Genomic DNA, 18,066 nt, shown 5'->3' with positions numbered 1-18,066 from the left:
GTCTCCAGGGACGGACCCGTGCATGGCGGCGCAGTCGGGGAAGACCACCCGAAAGAAGGAAAATCGCCCCCGCACCGTCCGGGCTCAGCCGGTGCGCACCGCCCGGGCCAGGAAGTGGTGCGCCGCGTCCTCGTAGCAGAGCAGGTCCCAGCCCGCCGCGTGGAGCGTGGGGCGCAGGTTCTTCTCGGCCAGCAGGTCGTCGGGGGCCAGGGGGCGGCCGTGGCGGGCGGCGCGTTCGGCGCGGCCGGAGCGGTGGAAGAGCAGCAGGGTGCCGCCGGGGGTGGTGACGCGGGCCCATTCCCGCAGGGCGGCCGCGGAGTCGGGGACGTGGTCGACGAGGCCCGCGCTGAATACGCCGTCCAACGACCCCGTCGGCAGCGGCAGTCGGCAGGCGTCGGCGACCAGCAGGCGGGCGAGGTCCGCGCGTCCTTCGCGGGCGGCGGCCGTGAGCATGGCCGGGGTGAGGTCCACGCCGAATACGACCCCCTTGGGACCGACTTCGTCGCGCAGCGCGGGCAGGGCGAGGCCGCTTCCGCAGCCGATGTCCATGACCCGCTGCCCCGGGAGCAGCTCCATCCGGGTGATGGCTGTCGCGTACCGGGGGCCGTCGGCGGCGAAGTGTTCCTCCCAGGTGGCGGCCAGCGGGGTGAAGTGGGCGCGGGTGGTGGTCCGGGCGGCTCGGGATGCCACGAGGGTGGCGAAGCGCTCGAAGAGGCCGTCGCGGTGCGGTGCCAGGGCGGCCAGTTCGGCGGGGGTGGACTCCTGGAGGTCCGGTGCGGTGGCCGCCTCGTCCGGGAAGGCGGTGACGAAGGCGTCGACGGCTTCCTGGTCCACCTCCAGGTGGAATTGCAGCCCCCAGGCCGAGCGACCGATCCGGAACGCCTGGGCCGGGTAGCGGTCGCAGGAGGCAAGCAGGGTGACACCGGCCGGGAGGTCCATGGTGTCGCCGTGCCAGTGCAGTACGCGCAGGCGGTCGGGTGCGGGGGCGAACAGCGGGTCCGCGGGCGCGGCCGGGGTGGTCCGTACCGCTCCCCATCCGATCTGCTGGCCGTCGCCGGGCCGGGCCACGCCGCCCGCCGCCACGGCCAGGAGTTGCGCGCCGAGGCACACGCCGAGCACGGGGGTCCCTGCGTCCAGGGCGGCCCGCAGCAGTGCCAGCTCGGCGGCGCGGGTCGGAAACGCCGAGGGGCCGTCGTACGCCGCCATCGGTCCGCCCATGACCACCAGCGCGGCCAGTCCGTCGGGCGACTCCGGTACCGGGTCCCCGGCCCAGATCCGGCATACCCGTACGGGCAGCCCGGCGGCTTCCAGTGGGGCGCGGATCGCGTAGGGGCCCTCGTGCGGCAGGTGCTGGACGACCAGGACGTCCGTCGGTTCGGTCCAGCTCACACGTCACCCTTCGTCGTCGCCGCACGGCTGCCGCTCGGCACGGGCTGCCACCTCCCGGATGACCGTACCCGGGCCCGGGTCGCGTACAAACGCACATGCCAACCTTGCCGGTCACCACTCCGGCTCCTGCGATGCGTCCGGCGCCTGTCTCCCCGCATGTGCGGCGGGGGCGTCGGCGTATGCCCGTCTGTCGGCCCGGGGGCGCCGCCACCGGTCCGCGAGCCTTCGTACGCCTTTTGCCTCGCGCGTGCGACCGCGCCCGCGACGGTCGCGCCCGGGCCGACTACCGTGAACCCACAGCAGTCCCAAACCAGGACAATCCCACCTCTCCCCCGGGAGGCGTTCCGCGATGAGCCTGAGCATCCGCAACCAGATCCCCGGCACCGTCACCGCCATCACGCCCGGCGAGGCCATGGCCGCGGTCAAGGTCCGTCTCACGGGCGGCCAGGAACTCACGGCGGCGATCACGGTGGAAGCCGTCGAGGACCTCGGGCTCGCCGAGGGCTCCGCCGTCCGCGCGCTGATCAAGTCGACGGAGGTCTCGCTGGCCACCGAGCCGGTGGCGGGGCTGTCGATCCGCAACCGGCTGCCCGGTACGGTCACCGGCGTCACCATGGGCGGCGCCATGGCCTCGGTCAAGGTCACGGTCGACGGCGGTGAGCTGACCGCCGCGATCACCAAGGACGCCGTCACCGACCTCCGTCTGGAGGCCGGTTCCTCCGTCATCGCCCTGGTGAAGTCGACGGAGGTGTCCCTCGCCACCGGGTGAACGCCGCAGCGTCGGCGTCCGGCCGAGAATTGCCTCAACGCGCCCCTGACAACTCAAGATTCCCGTGGCACGCTGCCTCACGCACGTCTATCCGCACCGCTCTTCGTTCCCCCACCCTGCCCGGGCCCACCAGTCCGGGCACGGCAGAAGGAGACATGCGTGAGACGCCATCGCACCGCCGCGGGCATTCTGCTGGCCGTCGGAGCCCTGCTCACCGGCGGCCTCGTCAATGGGGCCGCGGCCAGCGCGTCATCCCCCGCCGAACCGGCCCCCGGGCCGTCGGCAGCGGCCCACACCGCCTCGTCCGCAGAACAGCACCGGGCCCGCACCTTCTGGACCGCCGAGCGGATGCGCGCGGCCACCCCGCTCGATCTGCTGCTGACCCGGGAGGCCGCCAAACGCCTGAAGACCCCCGAGCCCGGTGGGCCGTCGACCAGCGTCGAGCCCACCGCCGCGCCCGCCTCCTTCCCGCAGGCCGGTGGCCCGTGGACCGGCGGCGGGGATGTGGTCACCACCTCGGGCCGGGTGTTCTTCACCTTCCAGGGGCGTACCGCTTCGTGCACCGGCAATGCCGTGACCAGCCAGAACGCCAGTACCGTCATCACAGCCGGGCACTGTGTGAAGTACCAGGGCAGCTGGCACACCAACTGGGTCTTCGTGCCCGCCTACGACAACGGCAGCGCGCCGTACGGGCAGTGGACCGCCGCCACGACACTCACCACCCCGCAGTGGGAAGCCACCGAGGACATCAACAACGACATCGGCGCCGCGGTCGTCGCCCCGCTGAACGGCCAGAAGCTCGCCTCGGTCGTCGGTGCGCAGGGAATCCAGTTCAACGGCGGCTACAACAAGCAGATGTACTCCTTCGGCTTCCCCGCCGCCTCGCCGTACGACGGTACGAAGCTCATCTACTGCAGCGGCAACAGCTCGAAGGACTTCCTCTTCACGCAGGACCACGGCCTCGCCTGCAACATGACGGGCGGCTCCAGCGGCGGTCCCTGGCTCACCGGCTTCAGCGAGGCCACCGGCACCGGGCTGCAGGTCTCCGTGAACAGCTTCGGCTATGTCTTCCTGCCGAACCAGATGTTCGGTCCGTACTTCGGTGACGTGGCCAAGGCCCTCTACGACAAGGCCCAGGCCGCCTAGCGGCACACCGGCCCCGGCGGCGGGGACCCGCGCGGAGGCGAGTGGCCCCTGTGCACCAGGATGGACCCGTGACCGATCCCCTCTCCCAGGCCCCGGCCCGGACCGGCCGGACCGCCCGGGTCCCCAAGCCGCCACGCGAACGGACCTGGAAGGACCTGTCGCCGCTGCTGCGGCTGCTGATCCTGACCCAGCTCGCCTTCAACGTCGGTTTCTACGCCGTGCTGCCGTTCCTCGCCGAGCACCTCGGGACCGCGATCGGCATGGCGGGCTGGCTGGTCGGCTTCGTCCTGGGCCTGCGGACCTTCAGCCAGCAGGGTCTGTTCGTGGTCGGCGGCTGGCTGGTGGACCGGCACGGCGTGCGGCCGGTCGTGCTGGCCGGGTGCGTGCTGCGGATCGCCGGGTTCGCCTGGCTGGGGTACGCGGGGTCGGTCTGGGCCGTGGTCGGCGCGGTGCTGCTGATCGGTTTCGCCGCCGCGCTGTTCTCCCCCGCGGTGGAGTCCGAGGTGGCCCGGCAGGCGGTGATCTGGGAGGAGGAGGGCCGTGGCCCTCGTACCCGGGTGCTGGCCCTGTTCAGCGCGGCGGGGCAGGCCGGGGCGTTCGTCGGACCGCTGCTCGGCGGCCTGCTGCTGGTGGTGGACTTCCGTACCGCGTGCCTCGCGGGAGCGGGGGTCTTCGTCCTCGTCCTGGCCGGGCACGTGCGGCTGATGCCGCAGCACATCCCCGGCCGGGCCCGCACCCGGGAGCGGGGCGGGGTGCGCGCCATGCTGGCGAACCGCCGCTTCCTCGCCCTGTGCTGCGCGTACGGCACCTATCTGCTCGCCTACAACCAGCTCTACCTCGCGCTGCCGGAGGAGGTGGAGCGCGCGACGGGTTCCCAGACTCCGCTGTCCTGGCTGTTCGCGCTGTCCTCGCTGCTGGTGGTGTGCGCCCAGCTCCCGGTGACCCGCTGGGCGGGCGACCGGTTCGGCCTGCGCCGCTCGATGACGGGCGGGCTGCTGCTCATCGCGGCGGGTTTCGCGGTGGTGGCCGCCGCGCGCCCGGCCGGGTGGTCGGGGGCCGTGGGGCTGCTGCCCGCCGCGGGGTTCGTCGTCCTGCTCACTCTGGGCCAGATGCTGGTCGTCCCGGCCGCCCGCGCCTGGGTGCCCGACCTCGCCGAGGACGGACGGCTCGGCCTCTACACGGGCGCGCTGTCCTCCGTGTCCGGCGTGATCGTCCTCATCGGCAGCTCGGCCACCGGCTCCCTGCTCGACCTGGGTCTGCCGCCCGCCGTGCCGTGGCTCGTTCTCGCCGTCGTTCCCGCCCTCGCGGTGGCGCTGCTGCCCCGCCGCCGGGAGCCGGGCGGGGCCGCGGACACGCGTTCCGGCTGACGACGGCCTCGTCGGGGCTGTCCGAAGTGGCCGGGTCTGCCTTGTGGGTCAGGTGGCCGGTCGCCAGCCCAGTGCCGGGCCGAGCCTGGTGGCGATGTCGGTGAGGATCTGGACGTAGTCCTCGTGGCCGAAGGTGAACGGCAGCGCGAACGCGACCTCCTCGACCTCCCGGAAGGCGGCGTGGGAGGCGAGCCGTTCGGCGATCTCCTCCGAGGTGCCGACGAGGTCGGGGGCGAACATCATGCGCGCCGGTCCCTGCGGCGTGGCGGTCCGTGGCAGCCGCTCGCGGGCGTATTGCTCGTACTTCGCGCGCTGCTCGGGCGAGGCGGTGTCGGTGGGGATGACGACGAGTCCTTGGGAGACTCGGGCACGGTCGCCGTCGGGGTGGTGGGCGCGGAAGGTCCGGATGTGCGAGAGCTGGATCTCGGCGAAGTCCTCGGACTCCTCCGCCTTCACGACGCTGCTGGTGAGCAGGTTCATTCCGTGCTCACCGGCCCACCGGGCCGACCGCAGGCTGCCGCCGCCGTACCACATGCGGCGGCCGAGTCCCGGGGAGTGCGGCTGGACCCGGTCGGAGAACACTTCGAAGCCCTCGACACCGCTGAAGCCGGTGACGGGCTCGCCGCGTACGAAGTCCAGCAGCCGTCGGACGCGCTCGTGGCTGAAGTCCTCGGCATCGGCCGTGTCCGGGTAGAGCGCGCCCTTGACCTGGTCGTAGTGGTTCGGCGGGCCGACGCTGACGCCCGGATTGAGGCGGCCCCGGGACAGGATGTCGACCGTCGCCAGGTCTTCGGCCAGCCGCAGCGGATTCTCCCATCCCGTGGGTATGACGGCCGTGCCCAGTTCGATGCGGCTGGTGCGCTGCGAAGCCGCCGCCAGGACGGCGATGGGTGAGGAGATGCCGTATTGCAGATGGCGGTGGCGCACCCAGGCGCTGTCGAACCCCAGACGTTCGCCCCGTTCGATGATCTCCAGTGTGGACTCGTGGCCCGGGCGCGGGTCGGCTTCGTCGAACAGCCCGATGGTCAGGAAGCCGAGCTTCCGCAGAGGTTTGGGGCTCACCGGCGCCCGCGTGTGTGTCGTCATACGGCAGGAGTCTCCAGTATCGCCGCCGCGGCGATCGGGGCGGGTTCGGGCGCGGCGGCCAGCAGGGCGCTGGTGTAGGGGTGTTGCGGGTTGACGCACACCTCGTCCGCGGCTCCCGTCTCGACGATCCGGCCCCGGTGCATGACCGCGATGCGGTGGCTGACCTGCCGTACGACGGCCAGGTCATGGGCGATGAACAGCAGTGCCAGGCCGATGTCGCGCTGAAGGTCGGCCAGCAGGTTGACGATCTGGGCCTGTACGGAGACGTCGAGCGCCGAGACGGGTTCGTCGCACAGCAGCACGGAGGGCTCCGGGGCGAGGGCGCGGGCGATTCCGATGCGCTGGCGCTGGCCGCCGGAGAACGCGCGGGGCAGCCGGTCGGCGACGGCCGGGTCCAGACCGACCAGTTCCAGCAGCTCGGCGACCCGCCTTCGGCGTGCCGCGCGGTCCGGGTGGATCCCGTGAACGAGGAGGGGCTCACCGACGATGTCGCCCACGGTCATCCGGGGGTTGAGGGAGGCGTACGGGTCCTGGAACACCATCTGCACCTGGCGGCGCAGCGCCCGTAGCGCCGTGCGGGAGGCCGGGTGACGTCCTCGCCGCGGAGCCGGATCGTGCCGCCGTCGGCGGGGTGGGCGTGGGCGAGGAGCCGGGCGAGGGTGGATTTGCCGGACCCGGACTCTCCGACGATGCCGAGGGTTTCGCCCGCGTGCAGGGTGAGCGAGATGGCGTCGACGGCGACGAGCGGGGCGTGGCGGCGTCCCCGGAACTCCTTGCGCAGGGCGGTGGCCTCCAGCAGCGGTGCGGCTCCTTCGGCGGGGGCGGGGGCGGTGTGTTCGGCGGGCGGGGCCGCCGTGACCGGCTGGGTGTCCTGGTGCCAGCACGCCACGCCGTCGGCCAGGGGCGGCGCCTCGGTCCGGCACTGCTGGTCGGCCGCCGCGCACCGCTGCGCGAAGGCGCAGCCGGCGAGTGGCAGTGACAGGTCGGGCGGTGCGCCGGGGATGCCGGTGAGCCGGGTGCCGGAGGGGGACGACAGCCGGGGCACGGCGGCCAGCAGTCGTGCAGAAGCTCACCGGCTTCAACGGCCACGACTCGCGCGCCCTCATCGACATCCTCCAGTCGCACATCGAACGTCCGGAGAACACCATCCGCTGGCAGTGGCGCGCCGGTGACGTCGCCATCTGGGACAACCGCGCCACCCAGCACTACGGCACCGACGACTCCGACGACCACGAGCGCACCCTGCGCCGCATCACCATCGACGGCGACGTACCGGTCGGCGTCGACGGCCGCCGCTCGGTGCTGCTCGCCCCGGAGTCGGTGCCCGAGCCCGCCTACGGAGCCGCCTCGGGCGCCTCCACCGATGGCGTGGCCGCGCAGACCTGATCCGAGCCCAGTCGGGCTACGGTGCCGCGTGGGTTACTTGGATTCCACTCGTCCGAGCGGGTCGGGGTCCGCCGTCAGCGCGTCGCGTGCCGCCTGCCACGCGGGATCCCCGGGGTACAGCTCGGTGCGGAGGTAGGCCCAGGTGAGCCGCTGGACGGCGGACACGCGCTCGGGGTTGTCGTCGGTGGTCTCGGCGACGTCGTATCCGGAGATCCCGCCGAGGCCGTGCTCCGCGTCGAACAGGGTGAGCAGGGCCTTGGGGCCCGTAGAGAGGGTGTACGGGTCGGCGTGCCAGTCCGGGCCCATGACCGTCAGATGGGCGGAGGCGTCCTTTTCACCGGCGACCACGAGCGTGGGTGTCGTCATCGTGGAGAAGTCCATGGTCGAGGCGAAGGAAAGGATCTCGGCCGCGGACGGGCTGAGGGCATCGCCGCCCCTGCCGGGCGCGGCGAGCAGGATGCCCGCCGTGATGCGGGGCTCGGCCAGGTTCACCTCCGTACCGTCGTCCGGATCGGTGAGCCGGGCGCCGAGCAGCAGGCTCGCGGTGTGCCCGCCCATCGAGTGCCCGGCTACGGCGACCCTGCTGTGGTCCAGGCGCCCGAGGAGCTGCGGGACGGCGGCCTCGATGACATCGAGCTGGTCGAGGATGCGCTTCATGTCCTCGGCCCGTGATCGCCAGAACAGCGGCGCCCCGGGGGTACCGGGGTCCAGGCTCAGCGTCCGGGAGCTCAGGTGGGTGGGCTGGATGACGACGAAGCCGTGCGCCGCCCAGAAGTTGGCGAGGGGGGCGTAGCCGTTCAGCGAGGAGAGGTGGTGCGAGTAGCCCTGGCCGTGCGAGAGGAGGATGACCGGCAGGTCGCTCCCGGTCACGGGCGCCGAGACGCGCATCTCCAGATCCACGGGCCGCCCGGGGGCGGGGAGCACGACCGGGCTGACCGAGAGGACGGGAGCGGGCGAGCTGAACGGGTCGGCTGTGTACGTCGGTTCACTCATGATGCGGGTTTCCCTTCGATGGCTCCGGCCACACGAAAAACGGAGCGCTGTTCCGATTAATATACGGAACACTGTTCCGCTTCGTCAACGGCTGCCGGAGTGCACCCAGTTCCGCGCATCAGGGCATGAGCGGCCGCCGTCGGCCACTGCGACGCGTACGACTGGGGGTACCCCGCCCACGGGTACGCCGATCAAGGACGCCGACGAGGACGCGTAGCGCAAGCACACGCGCCACACACTGCCGCGGGGCCGTACGGGATCATCCGTACGGCCCCGCATCCGCTACCGCGGTTCTGCCTGGTCCATTCGCTTCTCGGCCCAGGACTGCCGGATGTCCTGAACCCCGCTGAGCCCGGCCCAAACCCCACGCGGCTCACGATCATCTTATCGAGTTAATAGTGGCGACTCCCTACGGCCAATCGGGCGCACCGGCCACTACTGTTCCCCGGGTCCGGGCGGATACCCGGACGCCTACCCCTCCCTTCCTCTTTTCCGGTGTCGCGCACGTGCGCGAGGCCATCGCCGTTCCGAAGGAGAGCTCGCCCGATGACTGTTGGTACCAGCCCGGAAGCACCTCAGGAGCCGACTCGGCAGTCCAGCCTGAGCACGGCGGCTGCCCGTAACCTTGCGACCACGACCAAGTCCGCGCCGCAGATGCAGGGGATCACCTCGCGGTGGCTGCTGCGGTCGCTCCCCTGGGTCGAGGTCAAGGGCGGCACCTACCGGGTGAACCGTCGGCTGACCTACACCGTCGGCGACGGGCGCGTGGAATTCGTGCAGGACGGTGCCACGGTCCGGGTGATCCCCCGCGAACTCGGCGAACTGGCCCTGCTGCGCGGCTTCGAGGACGTGGAGGTGCTGACGGCCATCGCCGACCGGTGCGTCCAGCGCGACTTCCGGGCCGGTGAAACGCTGGTCGAGCGCGGTGCGCCCGCCGAGCAGTTCCACATGATCGCCCATGGCCGGGTCAAGCGGACCACGGTCGGCAAGTACGGAGACGAGGTCGGCGTCGCCGTGCTCGCCGACGGCGACCGGTTCGGTGAGGACGCCCTGCTGGACGAGGACGCCCGGTGGGATTCCACCGCCACCGCCGAGACCAGCGGCACCCTGCTCACCCTGTCCCGCGCCGACTTCGCCGCCGTGCTGTCGGCGGCGCCGAGCCTCCAAACCCATGTGCGGGTGTTCCGTTCGCTCGGCGACCGGCGGCAGAACCATCGCGGCGAGGCCGAGATCGCCTTGTCGGCCGGTCACAACGGCGAACCCGCGCTGCCCGGCACGTTCGTCGACTACGAGCTGAAGCCGCGCGAGTACGAACTCTCCGTCGCGCAGACCGTGCTGCGGATCCACACGCGGGTCGCCGACCTCTACAACGAGCCGATGGACCAGACCAAGGAGCAGCTGAGGCTCATCATCGAGGCGCTGCGGGAGCGCCAGGAGCACGAGCTGGTCAACAACCGGGAGTTCGGTCTGCTCCACAACGCCGACTTCAAGCAGCGCATCCAGACCCACTCCGGCCCGCCCACCCCGGACGACCTCGACGAACTGCTCTGCCGCCGCCGCGGCTCCAAGTTCTTCCTGGCCCATCCGCGGACGATCGCGGCGATCGGGCGGGAGTTCAACTCCCGCGGGCTGTATCCGACCCATGTCGACCTGGGCGGGCAGCAGGTCCCGGCCTGGCGCGGCGTCCCGATCCTGCCGTGCAACAAGATCCCCATCAGCAAGGAGAACACCAGCTCGGTCCTCGTCATGCGCACCGGCGAGGACAACCAGGGGGTCGTCGGCCTCCGGCAGACCGGTCTGCCGGAGGAGTACGAACCGGGCCTGTCGGTGCGCTTCATGGGCATCGACGAGAAGGCGATCATCTCCTACCTCGTCAGCGCCTACTACTCCGCCGCCATCCTGGTGCCGGACGCCCTCGGCGTGCTGGAGAACGTGCAGATCGCCCGCAGCCGCGACTAGTTCCCCTCCCCTGCCCGACGGCTACGACGGCCCCACGGCCACGACGGCCCGGATCCCGGGCAGGTCGCGCATGCCCGGGGTCCGTCCGGGACAGCCACCCACCCCACCGAGGAGCCATGGATGCCCGCGCCTGAGTTTTCCCCGCCGCCTCCCTTGCCCGCCCCGCCGTCTGCGGACATCGCCGCCCTCGACGCCGCTCCCGCCGATGTCGCCGCCGTCGAGGTGCGCACCGCGAGCGTCGGCATGGAACGGATCCTGCGTGGTCCCAGCGGCCTGGGCACGGCGAGCCTGCACCTGGCCCCGCGCGAGGAGCCGACGCCGCCCGCGCCGCCGGAGGATCCGGCCGAGGGCCACCCGGTCCCGGGGCTCTACTACCACCCGGTGCCGGAGCCCGACCCCGGGCGGGTGGAGGAGGTCAGCCGCCGGATCAAGGCCTGGGCGCTGGACGAGGTCGACCTGTACCCCGACGACTGGGAGGACCAGTTCGACGGGTTCTCCGTGGGGCGCTACATGGTCGCCTGCCATCCGGACGCCCCCACCGTCGACCACTTGATGCTCGCCACGCGCATGATGGTCGCCGAGAACGCGGTGGACGACTGCTACTGCGAGGACCACGGCGGCTCGCCCATCGGCCTCGGCGGCCGCCTTCTGCTGGCGCACACCGCCCTCGACCCGTTGCACACGGCGAAGGAGTACCAGCCGCAGTGGGCGGAGTCGCTGCACTCCGACGCGCCCCGGCGCGCCTACCGCTCGGCCATGGAGTACTTCCTCCGGGAGTCCAGCGCCTCCCAGGCCGACCGGTTCCGGCACGACATGGCGCGTCTGCACATGGGGTACCTCGCCGAGGCGGCCTGGGCGCAGACGGACCACGTCCCCGAGGTGTGGGAATACCTGGCGATGCGCCAGTTCAACAACTTCCGGCCCTGCCCCACCATCACCGACACCGTCGGGGGCTACGAACTGCCCGCCGACCTGCACGCCCGGCCCGCGATGCAGCGGGTCATCGCGCTCGCCGGGAACGCGACCACCATCGTGAACGACCTGTACTCGTACACCAAGGAACTGGCCAGCCCCGGCCGCCATCTGAACCTGCCCGTGGTGCTCGCCGAGCGTGAGGGGCTCTCCGAGCGCGAGGCCTATCTGAAGGCGGTCGAGGTCCACAACGACCTCATGCACGACTTCGAGGCCGAGGCAGCGGCCCTGGCCGTCGCCCTCCCCGTTCCGACCGTGCAGCGCTTTCTGCGCGGCGTGGCCGTGTGGGTCGACGGCAACCACTACTGGCACCAGACCAATACCTACCGCTACAGCCTGCCCGACTTCTGGTAAGAGAAATGGACTTGTCGATGACCAGCACCGAGTACACCACCGAAATCGCCGATCCCTCCTCCATGTTCATCCCCGCCCCGGCGACGCCCTACCAGGGGGACATCGCCCGCTACTGGGATCGCGAGGCCAGGCCCGTGAACCTGCGGCTCGGCGATGTGGACGGCCTGTACCACCACCACTACGGCATCGGTGACGTCGACCACGCCGCCCTCGGCGACGACGGCGACAGCGAGTACGAGAAGAAGCTGATCGCCGAGTTGCACCGCCTGGAGTCCGCGCAGGCCGAACTTCTCCTGCACCATCTCGGTCCCATCGAGCGCGACGACACGCTCGTGGATGCCGGATGCGGCCGCGGCGGGTCCATGGTGATGGCCCACCAGCGCTTCGGGTGCACGGTGGAGGGCGTGACGCTGTCGGCCAAGCAGGCCGACTTCGCCAACCGGCGGGCACGCGAACTCGGGATCGAGGACCACGTCCGCGCCCACGTGTGCAACATGCTCGGTATGCCCTTCGAGACCGGGCAGGCCGCGGCCTCGTGGAACAACGAGTCGACCATGTACGTGGACCTGCACGACCTGTTCGCCGAGCACTCCCGCATCCTCGCGGTCGGCGGCCGCTACGTGACCATCACCGGCTGCTGGAACCCGCGTTACGGCCAGCCGTCGAAGTGGGTCTCGCAGATCAACGCGCATTTCGAGTGCAACATCCACTCCCGCCGGGAGTACCTGCGCGCCATGGCCGACAATCGCCTCGTCCCGCAGGCGGTCGTCGACCTCACCGCGGCAACCCTGCCCTACTGGGAGCTGCGGGCCACGTCCTCGCTGGTGACCGGCATCGAGGAGGCGTTCATCAACTCCTACAAGGACGGCTCCTTCCAGTACCTGCTGATCGCAGCCGACCGCGTCTGACCGCCCGCCTGCCGGCGGAAGGAGCGGAAAGAGCCGGGCCCGTCCCCCCTCGGGCCCGGCCCTTCGGCGGCTACCCGGTCCAGTGATGACGGGCCAGGTCGGCCAGAGTGGTGAGGACAGTGCTGGGCAGGCGGTCCTTGTGGCGCAGATAGTGGATGCCCAGGACGGGTTTGCTGGTCCAGGGCAGGGGTGCCACCTCGCCGCGGGCGAGTTCGTCGGCGACGGCCGCCGCGGGGAGCAGGGCGATGCCCAGACCTGCCGCGGCGCAGCGTTTGAGTGCTTCCACGCTGACGAATTCCATGGTGGTGGGCTGGATGACCGCGTCGCCCAGTTCGCGTTCCATGACGTCGCGTTGGGCGCAGCCGGGCTCGATGAGGAGCAGGGTTTCGTCGGCGAGGTCGGCGGTGGTGACGTGGCGGCGGCGCAGAAGCGGGTGGCCGGGGTGGGCGATCAGTCGCAGGGGCTGCCGGGCGAGGAGTTCGCTGGTGGCCATGGGGGCGGTGATCTGTTCTTCGAGGAGGAATCCGGCATCGAGGGTCCCTTCGTTGAGGGAGGCGAGCAGGGTGTTCCGGTCTGCGGGGCCGAAGGCCACGCGGAGGTGGGGGAAGTGGTCCATCAGGGCCCGGAGGACGGGTGGCAGGAGGTGAGCGCAGAGGCTTTCGGGGGCGGCGATGCGCAGGGTGCCGCGGATGGTGCGGGGGTCACCGCTGACGCCTTGGACGGCCTGGCGGGCCTGTTCCGCCTGGTGGGCGAGTTGCCGCGCGTGGGGCAGTAGCTCGCGACCGGCGTGAGTGAGGGTGATGCGCCGCCCCAGGCGCTCGAAGAGTGCGGCGTCCAGGTCCTGCTCGAGGGCCTTGATGTGTGCGGTGACGCTCGACTGGACGTAGTCCAGGTCCTGGGCGGCTCGGGTGAAGCTCATGTGGCGGGCGACGGCGAGGAACGTCGTGAGGTGCTTCAGCTCCATTCACTCATCGTAATCAGTGATGGTATGGATCGGATATGTTCGTTGGACCCGATGGGTCCGAGCACCTACAACTTGAGTCATGGTCCTCTTCACCTCGCGCCGGACCGACCCGGCACAGCGGCGCTCCCCCACCGGACTGGCGGGGCGGGACTTCCTCCTGCTGCTCGTCGCCACGCTGGGGACGTTCTCCAATTACGCGCCCCTGCTGTCCGTGGTCTCCCTGTGGTCGGCCGAGGGTGGCTCCGGGCACGGCGGGGTGGGTGCGGCCACCGGAGTGACGATGGCGACCACGGTGGGCGTTCAGCTGGTGATGAGCGGGCTGCTGCGCCGGTACGGGCTGCGGCGCATCCTGGCGGCCGGTGCCCTGCTGCTGGGCCTGCCCACGTTCGCCTATCCGGTCTCCTCCGGTCTGGAGTGGGTCCTCGCCGTCTCGGCGGTGCGGGGCGTGGGCTTCGGCATGGTCGCGGTGGCGGGCAGCGCCCTGGTGGCCGAGCTGGTGCCACCGGGCCAGCGTGGCCGGGCGGTGGGCCGGTACGGGGTCGCGGTGGGTCTGCCGCAGGTCGTCTGTCTCCCGGCGGGGGTGTGGTGTGCGCAGCAGTTCGGCTTCACCGCCGTCTTCGTCGTCACCGGAGCCGCGAGCGTGCTGGCGGCTCCCCTGGCGGGGCTGATGTCGGGGCGGCGGGTGGCGGAGCACGAGGAGGGGGATGCGGAGGCGTCGTCCGGGCGGGAGCGGACCGAGCAGGGCGGCACGAGCCGTCCCGCGGGGGGTCTGCGCCCGCTGGCCGGGCCGTGGGCGATGCTCATCGTCTCCGCGTGTGCTCTGGGCGGGATGACCTCCTTCCTCCCGCTCGCCCTGAAGGGGGAGGCGGCCGCCCCGACCGCGCTGTTCGTGCTGTCCGCGGCGGTGATCGTCGGCCGCTCGGCAGCCGGATCGTTCAGCGATCGCGCCGGGTCGGGGCGGCTGCTGGTGCCCGGGGTGCTGGCGTGCGCCTTCGGTACGGCGGGGGTCGCGGGGGCGGCCGCCGGTCTGCCCGCTCCCGCCGTACTGGCCTCGGTGGCGGCGGGGCTGTACGGGCTCGGGTTCGGCGCCCTGCAGAACGACACCCTGGTGATGATGTTCCGCCGGGCGGGTCCGCGGGGGCACGGCATGGCCAGTACGGCGTGGAACATGGCGTACGACGCAGGCACCGGGGTGGGCGCCGTGGCCGTGGGCGTGGTCTCCCAAGTGCTCGGCATGGACGGTGCCTTCGCGGCGGCGGCCGCCCTGATCGTGCTGGTGGGGCCGCTCGCCCGGCACGAGCGCAGCCATGAGACCGCCCGGCGGGATACCCCGGTTCCGGTGGGCGAGACCTGCTGAACCGGCAGTTGGCCGGAACGTGGCAAGCCGACTTGCCGTGGGCGTTCCCGGCACTCACGCTACACATTCCAGCGAACAGGAAGGCAGTTCGATGGCCATCACGTCACAGTCCACCGGAAAGACCCGCAGCAGCGGGAGCGGAAGCGCCTTCGTCGACCTCAGCCACGAGATCACATCGGGAGCGACGGCCTATCCGGGGATGGCGCAGCCGGTGCTGGAGGACTACATCTCCCGCGAGCAGTCACGGAAGATGTACGCCCCCGGCACGGAGTTCCACAGCGCACGGCTGTGCCTGGTAGGGCAGTCCGGAACCTACCTCGACGTGCCCTTCCACCGTTATGCGGACGGCTACGACCTGACCCGGCTGGATCTCCGCCAGGTCGCCAACGTACCGGCCTGTCTGATCGACACCGACGAGGAGGAGATCGGCCCCGAGTGTCTGACCGGCCATGACCTCGCGGGCCGGGCCGTGCTCATCCGTACCGGCTGGTCCCGGCACTGGGGAACCGACCGCTACGGCAACGGGCATCATCCGCACCTGTCGGCCGAGGCCGCCGCGCTCCTGGCGCAAGCGGGCCCGGCTGTCGTGGGCATCGACTCCCTGAACATCGACGGCACCCACACCGGCGAACGCCCCGCCCACTCCCTGCTGCTGGGCGCGGGCATTCCCCTGGTGGAGCACTTGACCCACCTGGCCGAGCTGCCGTCGTCCGGTGTGCGGTTCACCGCCGTGCCGGTGAAGGTCTCGGGAATGGGTACCTTCCCGGTCCGTGCCTTCGCGACCTGGAATCGGTGGATGTAACGGCGAAGGAGTTCACAGGGACAGGCATCCACGCACTCCCGCGCCTGCTTCGGACAGTCAACGGAAGGCGAACATGGTCAGCTTGCAGCAGTTCCGCACTCTGCACTCCGTACGGTCACACGGTGGTATCCATGCCGCGGCCAAGGCGCTTCACCTGTCGCCGTCAGCGGTCTCCCAGCAGATCAAGGCCCTCGGCTCGGAGTGCGGGTTTCCTCTGGTGGAGCCGGACGGGAGAGGGATCAAACTCACCGAGGACGGCTCGCGGATCGCCCAGATCGCCTCCCAGATCGCGGACCTGTGGGAGTCTTCCGTCTCCCGGCGTCCCGCGGAGGGAGCGATGGCGGCCGCGCGGAGACGCTGCATCAAGGTCGGCGCCTTCCCCTCGGCGCTGGTGCGGTGCGTACTGCCCGCGATCAGCTGCTCCGGGGACCTGCCGTTCGACATGCACTTATTCGAAACCGCCCCGTATGAGGGGCGGAGGCTGGTGGGGGAAGGCGTCCTTGAGGCGGCCGTCTCGCTCCAGGAGGCAGGCGAAGAGCCAAGAGATCTGCTACGGGTCGTGCCCTTACGGCACGACCCGTTCTTGTTCGTGGGCCCGCCGGACCTCATTTCCTCGGTGGCCCGCCCCGGCGCCGGGCAACCGCTGTCGGCGGTGCGCTGGGTGCTGCCCCGGGCGGGGTCGGACTGTGACCGCCTCATCGCCACCCACCTCGCACGGCACGAGATCACCGCACGCCCGGTGGGCCGCACCGACGACTGGGTGCTCGCCCAGGAGATGGCGATCGCCCTGAACGCGCTGGCCTTCGTGCCGTCCTCGGCGCTCGCCACGCGCAGCGACCTCGCCCGCTGTCTTCAGGCCGGAGAGATCTCCGCGCCCGCGCGCACCGTGGTGCTGGTCGCCGAGGCCGCCGCCGCGGCGACCGGCTGGTTCACCATTTTGCAGCAACGCCTCCAGCAGGCCTATACGCGCACCGCGGGCGTCGCTTACGGCACCTGATCCGGGTGTGCGTTCCGCAGGCGCACCAGCCCTTCGTATTCGCTCTTCAGCTTCCACTCGGGGTCCGGTGGAACATGGCCGGGACGCGGGACGTAGTCGGAATGGCGACGCTGTCCGACGTCGTGCAGATAACGGGGGCAGTTCTCGAACACCTCCGTCATCGTGACGCATACGACGGCGTCCGCTTCCGGGAAGACCTCCAGCTGTTCGGGGTTTCGTGACACCTGTGCCTCGCCGTTGATGCGCAGCTTTATCGGCTTCTCGTAGTCGATGATGAGGATCCCCACGCGGGGATTCTCCAGGATGTTTCCCAGGCTGCGGAACATGCCGTTTCCGTCATAGCTGGGAAACATCAGAACATCGGGGGCGAGGATCTTCAGGAAACCGGGGAGTCCTCCTTTGTAGGAGCAGTCGGGGGCCCCTTCGGCGTTCGCGGTGGCGAGGTAGAAGCAGTCCGCCGCCTCGATGATCCGGGCCGCCGTGTCGTCCAGCCGGTCGGCCACATAGCGCTGTGCGATGTGATCCGCCAGCTTCCGGGTCCCCAGGAGGTCCTGGACGCGGCGCGGGCCCTGGCCATAGAAGTCGTGACCGGGTGCAGACATGATCGTCCTCTTTCAGGCGACATCACGGTCGGCCCATCGTTGAATCCGGTCCGCACGAGGTGCAATGACCGTGCGCATATCGCGGACATTGCCATTCGCGGTGGTCAGGATCTCTCGTCGCCGTATTAGCCGTCCGCCCGCCGCCGAAGAATGCCGCTCTCCTGGATCAATGCCGTGGCCATGCTTCCGCGGAAGCGAATGTCGATCATTCCGTGGTTCTTCATCGTGGTGAGTCCGCTCCGGGAGCGAGGGAACGCTGTCGGTCATGGTCACCGCACATGACAGAGAACTATGGGCGAAGGAACTCACCGAGAATCGATTCACCAGCGGCAGCGTGTTCACGCTGCTGGACGAGGACGGCAGCGCTCCGGCCGAGTGGGACACGTTCGCCGACAGCTGGTCGCGGCTGCCGGTGGACGCGTTCATGGCGCACGGCGAGACATACCGCAGGCGGCGGCACTCCGTGTTCAACGTGTACGCGGACGGCCTCATCGACGAATTACAGCCCCGTCCCTATCTGCAGAGCCCGGACATCAACCACCTCAACGGGGGCGTGCTGCGGACCTATGAGCCGATCGAGACCGCGATCACATCCGGTTCCCTGTTCCACGGTCTCCTGGCCGGTCTCACCGCCGTCCTCACCGAAGTCCACGGCTTCGACGTATGGCACCACCAGTGCTTCCAGAACCGGATAACCACCAGCGGCGAACAGACCGGCAGCCCGACCCCTGAGGGCGTGCACCGCGACGGCGTGGACTACGTCGTCACCCTCCTGGTCCGCCGGTACGGCATCGAGGGCGGCCGCAGCGGTCTGTACGACGCGGTGACGCGCCGCCGGATCCACTCCGAGACGCTCACCGCCCCCGGCGACATGCTGCTCGCCGACGACGAGGAGACGCTGCACGATGCCACCCCCATCACGCCCGCGCATCCGGACCGCCCCGGCCACCGGGACGTGTTCATCGACGTCATCACCCGCGGTACGCAACCCCGCTGAGCCGTGCGACGCCGCCGC

General features: G+C 70.8%; 15 protein-coding genes and 2 pseudogenes. 11 read left to right on the top strand and 6 right to left on the bottom strand.

From position 1 onward, the window contains the following. Positions 1-84: 84 nt before the first annotated feature. Positions 85-1,389, bottom strand: a complete 1,305-nt coding sequence (locus tag ACZ59A_RS30955) for a methyltransferase domain-containing protein (RefSeq protein WP_470965344.1) — start codon at positions 1,387-1,389, stop codon at positions 85-87. Between the two features lie 349 nt (positions 1,390-1,738). On the opposite strand from ACZ59A_RS30955, the gene ACZ59A_RS30950 reads away from it, so the two are divergent. The 3 genes from ACZ59A_RS30950 to ACZ59A_RS30940 all read left to right on the top strand — a co-directional run bounded on the left by ACZ59A_RS30950 (position 1,739) and on the right by ACZ59A_RS30940 (position 4,671). Further along, positions 1,739-2,158 (top strand): TOBE domain-containing protein, encoded by a 420-nt coding sequence (locus ACZ59A_RS30950; protein ID WP_468050697.1) that lies wholly within the window; start codon positions 1,739-1,741, stop codon positions 2,156-2,158. Between the two features lie 159 nt (positions 2,159-2,317). Further along, positions 2,318-3,304 carry a trypsin-like serine peptidase gene (locus ACZ59A_RS30945; protein WP_470965340.1) on the top strand — a complete coding sequence of 329 codons (987 nt, stop codon included), beginning with the start codon at positions 2,318-2,320 and terminating at the stop codon, positions 3,302-3,304. 68 nt (positions 3,305-3,372) lie between these two features. Continuing rightward, complete coding sequence (locus tag ACZ59A_RS30940; protein ID WP_470965337.1) at positions 3,373-4,671, top strand: MDR family MFS transporter; 1,299 nt, start codon at positions 3,373-3,375, stop codon at positions 4,669-4,671. 48 nt (positions 4,672-4,719) lie between these two features. Here the strand turns inward: ACZ59A_RS30940 and ACZ59A_RS30935 are convergent, their stop codons facing one another. Then, positions 4,720-5,757, bottom strand: coding sequence for an LLM class flavin-dependent oxidoreductase (locus ACZ59A_RS30935; protein ID WP_470965335.1), 1,038 nt, complete (start codon positions 5,755-5,757; stop codon positions 4,720-4,722). Beyond that, a pseudogene (locus tag ACZ59A_RS30930) lies at positions 5,754-6,823 on the bottom strand (oligopeptide/dipeptide ABC transporter ATP-binding protein); the annotation flags it as partial. The gene ACZ59A_RS30935 and the pseudogene ACZ59A_RS30930, both read right to left, overlap by 4 nt. Between ACZ59A_RS30930 and ACZ59A_RS30925 the strand changes: the two are divergent. Beyond that, positions 6,817-7,143: pseudogene (locus tag ACZ59A_RS30925) on the top strand (TauD/TfdA dioxygenase family protein); the annotation flags it as partial. The pseudogenes ACZ59A_RS30930 and ACZ59A_RS30925 sit on opposite strands and share 7 nt — an antisense overlap. Positions 7,144-7,176: 33 nt before the next feature. Here the strand turns inward: ACZ59A_RS30925 and ACZ59A_RS30920 are convergent. Next, complete coding sequence (locus ACZ59A_RS30920) at positions 7,177-8,136, bottom strand: alpha/beta hydrolase family protein (RefSeq protein ID WP_470965332.1); 960 nt, start codon at positions 8,134-8,136, stop codon at positions 7,177-7,179. Between the two features lie 546 nt (positions 8,137-8,682). Here ACZ59A_RS30920 and ACZ59A_RS30915 point away from each other — a divergent pair. The 3 genes from ACZ59A_RS30915 (at position 8,683) to ACZ59A_RS30905 (ending at position 12,329) form a co-directional block, all read left to right on the top strand. After that, entirely contained in the window at positions 8,683-10,095 is a 1,413-nt protein-coding gene (locus ACZ59A_RS30915; protein ID WP_470965329.1) for a family 2B encapsulin nanocompartment shell protein, read from the top strand. Between the two features lie 120 nt (positions 10,096-10,215). Beyond that, positions 10,216-11,421 (top strand): family 2 encapsulin nanocompartment cargo protein terpene cyclase, encoded by a 1,206-nt coding sequence (locus ACZ59A_RS30910; protein ID WP_470965326.1) that lies wholly within the window; start codon positions 10,216-10,218, stop codon positions 11,419-11,421. 17 nt (positions 11,422-11,438) lie between these two features. Then, complete coding sequence (locus ACZ59A_RS30905; RefSeq protein WP_470965323.1) at positions 11,439-12,329, top strand: geranyl diphosphate 2-C-methyltransferase; 891 nt, start codon at positions 11,439-11,441, stop codon at positions 12,327-12,329. A 70-nt stretch (positions 12,330-12,399) separates the two neighbouring features. On the opposite strand, the gene ACZ59A_RS30900 is transcribed toward ACZ59A_RS30905, so the two are convergent. After that, positions 12,400-13,293: a LysR family transcriptional regulator gene (locus tag ACZ59A_RS30900; protein WP_470965320.1), complete on the bottom strand. Its 894-nt coding sequence runs from the start codon at positions 13,291-13,293 to the stop codon at positions 12,400-12,402. A gap of 79 nt (positions 13,294-13,372) precedes the next feature. Here ACZ59A_RS30900 and ACZ59A_RS30895 point away from each other — a divergent pair, with 79 nt between their 5' ends. The 3 genes from ACZ59A_RS30895 to ACZ59A_RS30885 all read left to right on the top strand — a co-directional run bounded on the left by ACZ59A_RS30895 (position 13,373) and on the right by ACZ59A_RS30885 (position 16,449). Beyond that, the gene (locus ACZ59A_RS30895) at positions 13,373-14,650 is read left to right on the top strand and encodes an MFS transporter (protein WP_470965318.1); all 1,278 of its coding nucleotides are present in this window, start codon (positions 13,373-13,375) and stop codon (positions 14,648-14,650) included. A 91-nt stretch (positions 14,651-14,741) separates the two neighbouring features. Further along, positions 14,742-15,452, top strand: a complete 711-nt coding sequence (locus ACZ59A_RS30890) for a cyclase family protein (protein WP_470965315.1) — start codon at positions 14,742-14,744, stop codon at positions 15,450-15,452. A gap of 73 nt (positions 15,453-15,525) precedes the next feature. After that, on the top strand, positions 15,526-16,449 hold the full coding sequence (locus ACZ59A_RS30885) for a LysR family transcriptional regulator (protein WP_470965312.1): 924 nt from the start codon (positions 15,526-15,528) through the stop codon (positions 16,447-16,449). On the opposite strand, the gene ACZ59A_RS30880 is transcribed toward ACZ59A_RS30885, so the two are convergent. Next, positions 16,437-17,051 carry a pyridoxamine 5'-phosphate oxidase family protein gene (locus ACZ59A_RS30880; RefSeq protein ID WP_470965308.1) on the bottom strand — a complete coding sequence of 205 codons (615 nt, stop codon included), beginning with the start codon at positions 17,049-17,051 and terminating at the stop codon, positions 16,437-16,439. The two genes, ACZ59A_RS30885 and ACZ59A_RS30880, sit on opposite strands and share 13 nt — an antisense overlap. Before the next feature lie 265 nt (positions 17,052-17,316). Here ACZ59A_RS30880 and ACZ59A_RS30875 point away from each other — a divergent pair, with 265 nt between their 5' ends. After that, entirely contained in the window at positions 17,317-18,048 is a 732-nt protein-coding gene (locus ACZ59A_RS30875; RefSeq protein ID WP_470965305.1) for a 2OG-Fe dioxygenase family protein, read from the top strand. Positions 18,049-18,066: the final 18 nt, after the last annotated feature.

It is taken from the genome of Streptomyces sp. NPDC040405, from assembly GCF_055595765.1.
The sequence above is the reverse complement of the archived record's forward strand: the minus strand, read 5'-3'. Positions and strand labels throughout refer to the sequence as shown.

Coding starts and splice junctions, on each gene's coding strand:
- ACZ59A_RS30895 (WP_470965318.1), top strand. CDS start 13,373: ATGGTCCTCTTCACCTCGCGCCGGACCGACCCGGCACAGCGGCGCTCC.
- ACZ59A_RS30875 (WP_470965305.1), top strand. CDS start 17,317: ATGGTCACCGCACATGACAGAGAACTATGGGCGAAGGAACTCACCGAG.
- ACZ59A_RS30915 (WP_470965329.1), top strand. CDS start 8,683: ATGACTGTTGGTACCAGCCCGGAAGCACCTCAGGAGCCGACTCGGCAG.
- ACZ59A_RS30880 (WP_470965308.1), bottom strand. CDS start 17,051: ATGTCTGCACCCGGTCACGACTTCTATGGCCAGGGCCCGCGCCGCGTC.
- ACZ59A_RS30935 (WP_470965335.1), bottom strand. CDS start 5,757: ATGACGACACACACGCGGGCGCCGGTGAGCCCCAAACCTCTGCGGAAG.
- ACZ59A_RS30920 (WP_470965332.1), bottom strand. CDS start 8,136: ATGAGTGAACCGACGTACACAGCCGACCCGTTCAGCTCGCCCGCTCCC.
- ACZ59A_RS30885 (WP_470965312.1), top strand. CDS start 15,526: ATGGTCAGCTTGCAGCAGTTCCGCACTCTGCACTCCGTACGGTCACAC.
- ACZ59A_RS30900 (WP_470965320.1), bottom strand. CDS start 13,293: ATGGAGCTGAAGCACCTCACGACGTTCCTCGCCGTCGCCCGCCACATG.
- ACZ59A_RS30910 (WP_470965326.1), top strand. CDS start 10,216: ATGCCCGCGCCTGAGTTTTCCCCGCCGCCTCCCTTGCCCGCCCCGCCG.
- ACZ59A_RS30890 (WP_470965315.1), top strand. CDS start 14,742: ATGGCCATCACGTCACAGTCCACCGGAAAGACCCGCAGCAGCGGGAGC.
- ACZ59A_RS30950 (WP_468050697.1), top strand. CDS start 1,739: ATGAGCCTGAGCATCCGCAACCAGATCCCCGGCACCGTCACCGCCATC.
- ACZ59A_RS30905 (WP_470965323.1), top strand. CDS start 11,439: ATGACCAGCACCGAGTACACCACCGAAATCGCCGATCCCTCCTCCATG.